This window comes from Mycobacterium sp. TH-M103, from assembly GCF_057473785.1.
Genome location: NZ_JBYCLG010000305.1, coordinates 1 through 9932 on the forward strand (window position 1 = coordinate 1; position 9932 = coordinate 9932).

The following is a 9932-nucleotide window of genomic DNA, read 5'->3' on the forward strand; positions in this document are numbered from 1 at the left end:
TGGTACGAGCTGCGCTACACCGACCCGCACAACTCGGAGCGGTTCTGCGCCAAGGAGAACGAGGCCTACTGGATGGGCCCGCGGCCCGCCGAGCACGGCCCGGACGACCCCGGCGGCGTCGACCTGTACGTCGGGGGAGCCGAACACGCGGTGCTGCACCTGCTGTATGCGCGGTTCTGGCACAAGGTCCTCTACGACCTGGGCCACGTCAGCTCCCGAGAGCCCTACCGCCGGCTGGTCAACCAGGGCTACATCCAGGCGTTCGCCTACACCGACGCCCGCGGCTCCTACGTACCGGCCGAGGACGTGGTCGAACGCGACGGGCGCTTCGTGTACGCGGGGCCCGGCGGCGAGATCGAGGTCTTCCAGGAGTTCGGCAAGATCGGCAAGAGCCTGAAAAACTCGATCTCGCCCGACGAGATCTGCGACGAGTACGGCGCGGACACGCTGCGGGTCTACGAGATGTCGATGGGCCCGCTGGAGGCGTCGCGCCCCTGGGCCACCAAGGACGTCGTCGGTGCGCACCGCTTCCTGCAGCGGGTGTGGCGGTTGGTGGTCGACGAGGGCACCGGTGCGAGTCGGGTGGCCGACACGGCTGAGCTGGACACCGCAACCCTGCGGGTGCTGCACCGCACCATCGCCGGGGTGTCGGAAGACTATGCGGCACTGCGCAACAACACCGCCGCGGCCAAGCTCATCGAGTACACCAACCACCTCACCAAGGAGCACCGCGACGCGGTGCCCCGCGAGGCCGTCGAGCCGCTGGTGCTGATGCTGGCGCCGCTGGCCCCGCACCTGGCCGAGGAACTGTGGTCGCGGCTGGGGCACAGCGCCTCGCTGGCGCACGGTCCTTTCCCGCAGGCCGATCCCGCCTACCTCGTCGAGGACACCGTCGAGTACCCGGTGCAGGTCAACGGCAAGGTGCGCGGGCGGGTCGTGGTCGCCGCCGCCGCCGACGCCGGGTCACTGGAAGCCGCCGCGCTGGCCGACGAGAAGGTGCAGGCGTTCCTGGCCGGCGCCACTCCCCGCAAGGTGATCGTGGTCCCCGGCCGGCTGGTCAACCTGGTGATCTGACGCCCCTCAGCGCGGCCGCAGCACCACCTCGTGGACGTGACCGTCGGGCGCGGTGGCGACCGCTCCGGCGACCGCGGCCGCGACGGTCTCGGGCCGCAGGAACCTGGCGGGGTCGTACTCGCCGCCCTCGAACGCGACGAGTTCGCGTTGCATGTCGGTGTCGGTGCGGCCCGGAAAGATCGTGGTCACCCGAAGATCCGGCTCGTCCTCGCGCAGCGAGTCCGCGAACGCCCGCAGCGCGAACTTGCTGGCCGAATACGAGGCCATGCCTGGTGACACCCGGCGCCCCGCGCCGGAGTTGATGAACACCACGTGGCCGCGGGCGCGCCGCAACTCCGGCAACAGCGTCAAGGTAAGCCCCACCGCACCAAAGACATTCACCTCGAAGGTGGCGCGCCACTCCTCGACGGCGGACTCGGCGACGTGGCCGGGGATGGATACCCCGGCGTTGTGCACCAGCACGTCGAGCCCGTCGACCACCTCGCAGCTGGATTCGATGGCGTCGGAGTCGGTCAGGTCGAAGGGGAACGTGGTGGCGTCGAGCCGCTCGGCGACGGCGTCGAGCCGGCCGGAGGGCCGGCCGGCCAGCAGCAGGGTGTGCGTCGGCGCGAGCGCGGTGGCGATTGCCGAGCCGATTCCGCCGCCCGCGCCGGTGATGAGTGCAGTGGGCATGCCCCGAGCCTATGCGATGGCCGAGAATCGTTTCTTACCAGGTATTTTCACGCCTGCTTGCGTGCGGGCGACGCTCCGGCGGGACCCGGCGCCGGCTCGCCGGAGGCCAGCCGCTCCAGCGGCGCGAGTGCCTGCATCAGGGTGTCCAGGTCGGAGCCGGGCAGCTGGGTGAGCATCGCGGCCAGGGCGGCGCGCCGGTTGGCCAGCGACTCGCTCAGAACCGCCCGTCCGCGCGAGGTGATGTCGACGAGCACGGCCCGCAGGTCGGACGGATCCCGCGAACGCTTCACCAGACCGATCTTCTCCAGCCGCCGGATCGCGACCGTGGTGGTGGGGGTGCGGACCCGTTCGTGCGCGGCCAGGTCCGTCATGCGGATGGGACCCTGATCCAGCAAAGTCACCAGGATCGACAACTGCGCCAGGGTGAGCTCACCGGTCGTGTCGGTGTTGGGGTCGCCGCGGCGCAGGATCGAGAACAGCTTGGACAGAGCGCGATGCAGACCTTCCGCCAGCTCTGTCACCTCGGCCGCGGTGGACTCGCTTTCCGCCATAATCCGCCCAGTCTAACCCGCGGCGGGGCGCCGACGAGATAGCTAACGCCGACTATTTTAGGTCATCAAAGAACTTGGTCCAGGAAGCGCTGCAGGCGCTCCGTCTGCGCGGCTTCGAAGATCTGAGCGGGCGGACCCGATTCCACGACCTTGCCGTGATCCATGAAAACGACCGTGTCGGATGCGGAGCGGGCAAACCCCATCTCGTGGGTGACGACGATCATCGTCATGCCCTCGGCGCCGAGCGCGGCGATCAGTTCGAGAATGCCCTTGACCATCTCCGGGTCCAGCGCCGAAGTCGCCTCGTCGAACAGCATCACCTGGGGAGCCATCGCCAACGCGCGGGCGATCGCGACCCGTTGTTGCTGGCCGCCGGACAGCATGGCGGGATGCGCGCCGGCCTTGTGCCCGAGCCCGACGCGCTCCAGCTGCGTCCGCGCCAGGTCGCGGGCCGCGCCGGCGGACAGGCGGCGCAACTTGCGCGGTGCCAGCGCGACGTTGTCCAGCACGCTGAGGTGGGGAAAGAGGTTGAAATGCTGGAACACCATGCCGATGCGCTGACGGAGTTCGTCGGGGTCGTCGCGCAGCACCGACCGGCCGTCCAGCAGGATATCGCCGCTGTCGGGTTCGTGTAACCGGTTCAGGCTGCGCAGCAGCGTCGACTTGCCCGACCCGGACGGTCCGACCACGGCGGTGGTGCTGCCCGCGGGAACCTCGATGTCGACGCCGCGCAGCACCGCCAGCCCGCCGAGGGTCTGGTGGATTTCCTTGGCCGCCAACGATACCGACGGGCGACTCGCCGTGCCGGTCGTCACGTCATCTCCTGGTCGAACACGGCTTCGGTGTCGGCCGCCGGTCCGGACGGGGCGCGCCCGCGGCGTAGCCGGGTGTCGATGTGGTTCACCAGATGAGTCAGGGGCACAGTCAGACTCAGGTAGAACAGGCCGGCGACCACCAGCGGTGACAGGTTGCCGGTCTGCGCGTTGAGGTCGCGCCCCACCTGGAACAGCTCTCGCTGGTCGGCGACCAGGCCCAGGAAGTACACCAGCGCCGAGGCCTTCAACAGCGCGATGAACTGGTTGACCAGCGCCGGCAACACCCGCCGGATGCCCTGCGGCACCACCACCAACCGCATCGCGGCGGGGTAGCTGAAGCCCAGCGCGCGGGCGGCCTCCAGCTGGCCGGGGTCCACGCTCTGGATTCCCGCGCGCAGGATCTCGCCGATGTAGGCCGCCGCCATCATCCCCAGGGCTGCGATGCCCAGCGGATAGGGGTTGTGTTTGGTCAGGCCGCCGACCAACGGCCCGAAACCCAGCCCGACGACGAGGATGATCACGACCTCGGGAAGCCCGCGGAACACGTCGGTGTACACCCGTGCCGGCCAGCGAACCCAGCGCGAGTGCGAGATCCCCGCGATCGCCAGGCCCATGCCGAGCAGCAACCCGATGACGCCGGCGCTGCCGGTCAGGATCAACGTGTTGGGCAGACCGGTGGCGAACAGCGTGGGGACGGCCTGCCGGTAGAGGTCCCAGTCGAGGAAGGAGTCGCGCAGCTGCGCCAGCCCCGATTTCGGGGCGGTGGGGTCCCCCGGCCGGCTGTGATGTTCGGCGGCGATCGCGGCGAAGTCCGGCAGGCTGGGTGCGGCAACGGCTTTCGAGCCCGGCTTCCAGCCGGGTGGCAGGGTGCGCGGCACCCAGTGCGAATACAGGTTGGCCCAGGTGCCGTCCGCGATCACCGCGTCCAGCCCGGAGTTCAGCGCGTCCAGCAGCGGCTTGTTGTCCTTGGCGACCGCGTACGCCACGAAGCCGCCCGGGCTGTAGGTGTTCGCCACGGTCACCGCCGGGTCACCCGAGCGCAGCGTGGTCGACGCCTGCAGCGCCGGAGCCACCCACGCGTCGATCTGGCGCGTCTTGAGGCTGGTGTACACGGTGGCGAAGTCGGGATATTTCACCGGCTGCAGGTGCAGGGTGTCCACGACATAGGCCTCCTCGACGGTGCCCTGGACCACCCCGATGCGCTGGCCGGCGGTCAGGTCACCGAACGACGTGATCGGCGACCCGGGCGGTACCACCAGCGAGTAGTAGCCGAAGTCGTAGCCGTTGGTGAAGGCGGCGGTGCGCCGCCGCGCGTCGGTGGCCTTGATCGACGCCGAGCCGACGTCGAAGCGGCGCGACGCGACCTGGGCGAGCAGACCGGCGAAATCCGTTCCGACGAAGCGGACTTGCAGGCCCAGCTTCTTGGCGACGGCGATCAGCAACTGATTGTCGAAGCCGCTGAAGCCGCCGGTGGGGTTGATGCACGCGTTCGGCGGGGCATCCGAGAGCGTGCCCACGGTCAGCACACCCGGTATGCCGAGCCCCAGTGCGTCGACGTCCACCGCGCTCAGCGGTTCCACGGTGGCGGTGGTGTACCGGTCGCCCCGCTCGGTGGCGGCGCGGTTGATCAGGTCCTTCGGCAGCACCGTCGCGCTGTCCAGGCCGGCCGGCGCGCACTGGTTGCGGTCGGCGGCGGCCCGCGGCGCCAGCGCGCCGGACAGGCCGCACACCAGCAGGAGCGTCGCCACGAGACGGCACACCCACGAAGTCATCCCTGCCACCGTATCGACCCGCCGGTGGCGCGGCCCGCCGCGGACCGCTCAGAGCGCGATCGACGGCTCGCCGAGGACCGTGTCCGAGCCGGCGAGCACCGGCACGGTCTCGGCGGGGACGGGGACTACGTCGTCGGGCGCGGTGAAGACCCTGCGTCGGGACAGCTCGGCCAGCATCTCCTGGGCCGTCCCGTAGGAGCGGCCCACGCACGCCGCGCGCGCGGCTTCGGGATCGCGCCGATGTATCGCGGCCGTCTCGTCCTCGTAGAACGGCAGCACGTCGCCGTGGCCGCTCTGGGAGCTCACCTTGAACGCGCGGGGGATCAGTTCCTGCGAGGCGCGGATCATGGCGTGCAACCGCGGGCCCGCGTACTCGTCGTTGACGGTGCGCCGGTACTCCGCCGCCGCCGCGAAGAACGTCCGCGAATCCTTGGCGGCCCGCAGCGAGCGCAGCAGCGCGTCGAGCTGACCGAGGATCCGCGGCGTGGGGTTGGCGGCCGCGCGCGCCGAGGCGATGCCGTTGAGCAGGCCCTCCAGTTCGTAATGCTCGAGCACGGTGGCCTCGTCGAACCGCTCCACGAACGCGCCGCGGTGGTACCGGGTCGACACGATGCCGTCGTGTTCGAGCTGTACCAGCGCCTCCTGGATCGGAACGCGACTGACCCCCAGGCCGACGGCGATCTCGTTGCGGTCGACGCGGTCGCCGCTGCGCAGCTTACCCGTCAGCAGCAAATGCAGGATATGCGCGACGACCTGGTCCTTGTCCTTGACCCCGTATTTCTTCGGCATCTGTTCTCGCGTCTCTTAAAACGACTCTTCAGCGACCGTCGGCCAGCCGGCGCTGTGAAGTTTCTCATGACTTGGCGCGTGCTACCAGATGTTGGGCCGATGAAGCCGGGGCAAACAGCAGGGCGGCCGGTTATCCCCGGCTATCGCGCCACTTGCACAGCTCTGCGGCGGCGCCCAGGTCGTAGTCCGGGCCGTCGCAGCCGACGGTCAGCAGCGTGACACCGCGCCCCACCAGCGCTTCGGCGTTGGCGACGAGCCCGCCGCCGCCGTTGTCGACCGCGGCCGAGCGTTCGATCCCGGACGGGTCGCGCCCGACGTCGGCGCAGTGCCGGGCAAGCACTTCCGACTTTGCCGCGAAATCGTCGGCGGAGGTGAAGCTGTGCCAGATCTGGGCGTGCTGGGCGACGAGCCGCAACGTCTTGCGCTCGCCGCCGCCGCCGATCAGGATCGGGATGTCGCGGGTCGGCCGCGGATTCAGCTTGGCCAGCCGGTCTTTGATCCGCGGCAGCGCTTCCGCCAGGTCGTCGAGACGGCTGCCGACCGTGCCGAACTCGTAGCCGTACTCGTCGTAGTCCTTGCGCTTCCACCCGGAACCGATGCCCAGGATGAGCCGGCCGCCGCTGATGTGGTCGACGGTGCGGGCCATGTCGGCCAGCAGTTCGGGGTTGCGGTAGGAGTTGCAGGTCACCAGCGCACCGATTCCGATGCGCGAGGTCTGCTCGGCCCAGGCCCCCAGCATCGTCCAGCATTCGAAGTGCGCCCCGTCGGGATCGCCGAACAAGGGGAAGAAGTGGTCCCAGTTGAAGGCGACGTCGACACCGATGTCCTCGCAGCGGCGTACGGCGTCACGGATCTGGCCGTAGTGCGGGGCGTGCTGGGGCTGCAACTGCACGCCGATGCGAACGGGGAAGGTGGGAGTCATACCCCCCACCGTAGGCTCAGCGGGCGCCCCGCACCGTGCGCAGCAGGTCGATCAGCGCGCGCGGCTGGTCGCTCTGCACCGAGTGCCCGGAGTTCTCCACGATGTGCGCGCCGCGGAAATGCCTTGCGCGCCTGCCGAGTTCGGCCGCATCCTCGTCGCTGACGAAGCCCGATGACCCGCCGCGAATGAGCGTCACGGGCGCCGCCAGGGCGTCGACGTCCTCCCACATGCCGGCGGAGTCGGGGGATTCGCGGATGGTGTCCCAGCGCCACGTCCAGTTGCCGTTGTCCAGCCGGCGCGAGTTGTGGAACACGCCGCGGCGCAGCGCCTTGGGCTCGCGGTGCGGCGCGGCGGCGACGGTCAGATCCAGCATCGCCTGGAAACTGGGGAACTCCCGCTCGCCGTGCATCAGGGCCACCGTGCCCTGCTGCTCCTTGGTCATCTCGGAATGACGTTGCAGCGCCGACGGGGTGACGTCGATGAGGACGAGCTCGTTGACGAGGTCGGGCGCCAGCGCCGCCACCCGCACCGCGGTCAGCCCGCCCAGCGACATGCCGACCACGAGCTCGGCCGACGGCGCGTGCTCGCGCAGCATCGGCAGCAGGGTGGCCGCGTTGTTGTGGGGCGAGTAGTCGCCGTCGTCGCGCCACGCGGAATGGCCGTGGCCGGGCAGGTCGACGGCCAGCGCCGGTTCGCCGAGCCCGACGATCACGGTGTCCCAGGTGTGCGCGTTCTGCCCGCCGCCGTGCAGGAACACGATCCGTGGGGGAGTGGCGCCCCAGCGCAGCGCGCTGATCCGGTCGTTGCCGGCGCCGGACTCGACCCGCTGCACCTCGGGCGGCGGGCCGGTCACCCCGGCCTGCTCGGCGTTCTCGGACAGCAGGGAGAACTCCGACAGGCCGGTCAGCTCGTCCTCGTACATCTCGCTCACGATCTCAGACATTACGAGCTAAGCCCCGGGTGTTTCGACGTCGCATGCTTCGCGTCAGGCCTCCAGTCTGGCCCGAATGCCGGCCAGTCGCTGTCTGAGCTCCCCTTCGTCGATGACGCCGCGCGCGATCAGCGAATGCGCCAGTGCCACCAGTTGGCTCTCCGGGTAAGGCAGGTTGGCATACCTGCTCGCCGACAGCTCGTCTTCCTCGTCCCGGCGCTTTGTGACGCTGAAGTCGAGCTCGTCGTCGCGGCAGAAGCGGTCGAGGGCGTCGCACAGGCCGTCCAGGCTGGTCTTCCACGGAGGCAAGGGGTTCGCGACACCGTACTTGGCGGCCATGACCGGCCACGACTGGTTGCGCTCCACGATCTCGTCGAGCACGACGAATTCCTCTGCGCTACTCATGGGCTTCGCCTCCCAGGTCGGTCACTCAACCACCGGACGAATGGCCGGACGGGTCGCGGTGATCACGTTGGTGGTGACGGCGGGCTTGGGCAAGGCGACGCCGATCAGGCAGTCGCGGGTGATGATCTCTGTCAACTGGTCTTCGGTCCACCCCTCGGTGCCCTTCGGCCGCATCGGCATGACCATGAAGCGGTGCTTCTGGTTGGAGTCCTCGACCCGGACTTCGACGTCGACGGGCAACTCGAGGCCGAACTCGGCGAGCACCGGTCGTGGCCATCGGACGATGCGACGTCGGTAGTTCGGGGTGCGGTACCACTCCGGCGAGTTGCCGAGAATGGGCCGCGGGTAGCACGAGCACAGGCAGCACACGATCACGTGGTGCAGCTGGGGAGTGTCCTCGAGAATCTTGAAAGCGCAGAAGTCGCTGGGCGTGCCGAAGCCGGTGGGCTCCAGCCAGTCGACGCCGATCTCCTTGCTGGCGGTGATCGCGTCGGTCAGCGCCAGCTTCTTGAACTCCGGGTCCAACCAGGCCTTGGCCACCAGTCGGGCCGCGGGGGTGGGGCCAATCTGCTCGGCGTACTCGGTCATGATGCGATGCTGCTCTGCGGTGAACAGGCCCTTCTCGATGCACAGTTCGCGTAGGGCGATCTCGAGAACCTCGAAGTCGGTAATCTCGTCGACCATCGGCTTGACGGTGCGCGCGTGGTCGTGATCAGACATAGTTCGGTGTATTCCTTTCGGGTACAACGGGAATCACGAGCAGCAAACGACGCCGCGTCAGCCGGCGGCGTGCAGCCAGCGCTCCGGGATTTCGGTCTGCAAAGTGTCGTTCGCGTGGCCGAAGTAGGAATCCCACAGGTCGGCCTGCTTGAACCGCACGATGTAGAACCACTCCGGCTTGACGTCTTCGCGACCCCAGGTCTCATCCTCCGGGGCCGGGCTCTCATAGGCGACCTCGGCGATCACCCCTTCGGCGCCGCGCAGATATTCCGGGGTACGGGTGTAGAACATCGCCGGCAGCTCGCGCACCCTCACCCGGTCACCGACCTTGAACCCGGCCTTGCCGGCCTTGCCGGCATACATCCCCGGGTCGCCCTTGCCGAGTGCTTCGATGTGGTTGCGGTTGCGCTTGACCTTCGGGCCGTTGCCTTGGAACTTGGGCTGGGCCTTCGGCAGTCGCCCGTTGAGACCGCCGGCGTAGCGGGCTTGCACCTCGGCCAGACGATCGGTCAGCTCACCCCAGGTGACGTACTCCTTCTCGAGCAGGATCTTGCCCACCGACCACAGCCAGCGCGCGTAATAGGGCAGGCCCAGATAGATCGGCAGACCCACATCGACGTCGGCGGTTCGACGCCGTTCCTCCGAAACCCAGACGCCCCCCCACCCGAGAACCTCGCAGAGCACGTAGGTCATCAGCTCCCACTGTTCTTCCTCCTTGTCCAGGAAGGGCTCGGCCACATTCAGCTGACCGCCCTGATCCTGGTTGGGCTTCAGGTACGCCCAGTAACGATCAGAGGTGATCATGTCCGGGGTGGGCCATTCCGGAATCTCCGGATAGGTCGCCTTCAGGCGCGATACCAACGCCAGCTGCTTCTCCCGCTCCGCGGCGTTACTCATCAAGACTCTATTCCTCGCAAACAATTCGCTGAGGCGAGCGCCTGCCGGGAATGATGGTACTCGCAATTGACGGCATCGCGGGTGCCCTCGGCGTGCCTCACCTACTTTGAGCGCGTGGCCGACGGCGGTGCCTCACCTATTTTGAGCGCGTAACCAGAGAGGCTTGCCCGGTGTGGAGGGCAAGATCGATATGGCCGCGAGACGGCAGGTAACCAACAAACTGCGTGGTCAGTACCGCAAGGCGTCGAAGGCGGATAAGACCGCGATCTTGGATCGGGTGGTGGCTACCACGGGGGATGGGCCGTTCGACCGCCCGGCGGATGCTGACCGGACCGCGGCTGGCGGATCCGGCTGAGCAGGTCGCGATGGGCGTAGGTTGCGCCC

Annotated in this window: 11 protein-coding genes and 1 pseudogene; 2 read left to right on the top strand and 10 right to left on the bottom strand. The window is 68.7% G+C overall.

The window, feature by feature from the left end:
* On the top strand, window positions 1-1074 hold a 1074-nt coding region (locus AC2VOR_RS17035), incomplete at its 5' end, for a class I tRNA ligase family protein (protein ID WP_486964180.1).
* Between the two features lie 6 nt (window positions 1075-1080).
* On the opposite strand, the gene AC2VOR_RS17040 is transcribed toward AC2VOR_RS17035, so the two are convergent.
* The 10 genes from AC2VOR_RS17040 to AC2VOR_RS17085 all read right to left on the bottom strand — a co-directional run bounded on the left by AC2VOR_RS17040 (window position 1081) and on the right by AC2VOR_RS17085 (window position 9548).
* Entirely contained in the window at window positions 1081-1746 is a 666-nt protein-coding gene (locus AC2VOR_RS17040) for an SDR family oxidoreductase (protein WP_369736274.1), read from the bottom strand.
* 47 nt (window positions 1747-1793) lie between these two features.
* Window positions 1794-2297, bottom strand: coding sequence for a MarR family winged helix-turn-helix transcriptional regulator (locus AC2VOR_RS17045; protein ID WP_369736275.1), 504 nt, complete (start codon window positions 2295-2297; stop codon window positions 1794-1796).
* Between the two features lie 65 nt (window positions 2298-2362).
* On the bottom strand, window positions 2363-3112 hold the full coding sequence (locus AC2VOR_RS17050) for an amino acid ABC transporter ATP-binding protein (protein ID WP_369736276.1): 750 nt from the start codon (window positions 3110-3112) through the stop codon (window positions 2363-2365).
* Entirely contained in the window at window positions 3109-4884 is a 1776-nt protein-coding gene (locus AC2VOR_RS17055) for an ABC transporter substrate-binding protein/permease (protein WP_486964181.1), read from the bottom strand. Before AC2VOR_RS17055 ends, AC2VOR_RS17050 begins: the two co-directional genes overlap by 4 nt.
* 48 nt (window positions 4885-4932) lie before the next feature.
* Window positions 4933-5673 carry a GntR family transcriptional regulator gene (locus AC2VOR_RS17060; protein ID WP_369736277.1) on the bottom strand — a complete coding sequence of 247 codons (741 nt, stop codon included), beginning with the start codon at window positions 5671-5673 and terminating at the stop codon, window positions 4933-4935.
* Between the two features lie 130 nt (window positions 5674-5803).
* Window positions 5804-6595 carry an LLM class F420-dependent oxidoreductase gene (locus AC2VOR_RS17065; protein ID WP_369736278.1) on the bottom strand — a complete coding sequence of 264 codons (792 nt, stop codon included), beginning with the start codon at window positions 6593-6595 and terminating at the stop codon, window positions 5804-5806.
* 16 nt (window positions 6596-6611) lie between these two features.
* A complete protein-coding gene (locus AC2VOR_RS17070; RefSeq protein ID WP_486964182.1) occupies window positions 6612-7517 on the bottom strand; it encodes an alpha/beta fold hydrolase in 906 nt (301 codons plus the stop codon).
* 63 nt (window positions 7518-7580) lie between these two features.
* A complete protein-coding gene (locus AC2VOR_RS17075; RefSeq protein WP_369736279.1) occupies window positions 7581-7931 on the bottom strand; it encodes a thiocyanate hydrolase in 351 nt (116 codons plus the stop codon).
* 21 nt (window positions 7932-7952) lie between these two features.
* Window positions 7953-8651, bottom strand: a complete 699-nt coding sequence (gene scnC, locus AC2VOR_RS17080) for a thiocyanate hydrolase subunit gamma (protein WP_369736281.1) — start codon at window positions 8649-8651, stop codon at window positions 7953-7955.
* 57 nt (window positions 8652-8708) lie between these two features.
* A complete protein-coding gene (locus AC2VOR_RS17085) occupies window positions 8709-9548 on the bottom strand; it encodes an SH3-like domain-containing protein (RefSeq protein ID WP_369736282.1) in 840 nt (279 codons plus the stop codon).
* A 265-nt stretch (window positions 9549-9813) separates the two neighbouring features.
* Between AC2VOR_RS17085 and AC2VOR_RS17090 the strand changes: the two are divergent.
* Window positions 9814-9932: pseudogene (locus AC2VOR_RS17090) on the top strand (hypothetical protein); the annotation flags it as partial.

What these genes read in the sequence shown, in the direction of transcription:
- AC2VOR_RS17075 (WP_369736279.1), bottom strand. Translation starts at nt 7,931, where the DNA reads ATGAGTAGCGCAGAGGAATTCGTCGTGCTCGACGAGATCGTGGAGCGC.
- AC2VOR_RS17060 (WP_369736277.1), bottom strand. Translation starts at nt 5,673, where the DNA reads ATGCCGAAGAAATACGGGGTCAAGGACAAGGACCAGGTCGTCGCGCAT.
- AC2VOR_RS17055 (WP_486964181.1), bottom strand. Translation starts at nt 4,884, where the DNA reads ATGACTTCGTGGGTGTGCCGTCTCGTGGCGACGCTCCTGCTGGTGTGC.
- AC2VOR_RS17085 (WP_369736282.1), bottom strand. Translation starts at nt 9,548, where the DNA reads ATGAGTAACGCCGCGGAGCGGGAGAAGCAGCTGGCGTTGGTATCGCGC.
- scnC (WP_369736281.1), bottom strand. Translation starts at nt 8,651, where the DNA reads ATGTCTGATCACGACCACGCGCGCACCGTCAAGCCGATGGTCGACGAG.
- AC2VOR_RS17070 (WP_486964182.1), bottom strand. Translation starts at nt 7,517, where the DNA reads ATGTACGAGGACGAGCTGACCGGCCTGTCGGAGTTCTCCCTGCTGTCC.
- AC2VOR_RS17040 (WP_369736274.1), bottom strand. Translation starts at nt 1,746, where the DNA reads ATGCCCACTGCACTCATCACCGGCGCGGGCGGCGGAATCGGCTCGGCA.
- AC2VOR_RS17045 (WP_369736275.1), bottom strand. Translation starts at nt 2,297, where the DNA reads ATGGCGGAAAGCGAGTCCACCGCGGCCGAGGTGACAGAGCTGGCGGAA.
- AC2VOR_RS17065 (WP_369736278.1), bottom strand. Translation starts at nt 6,595, where the DNA reads ATGACTCCCACCTTCCCCGTTCGCATCGGCGTGCAGTTGCAGCCCCAG.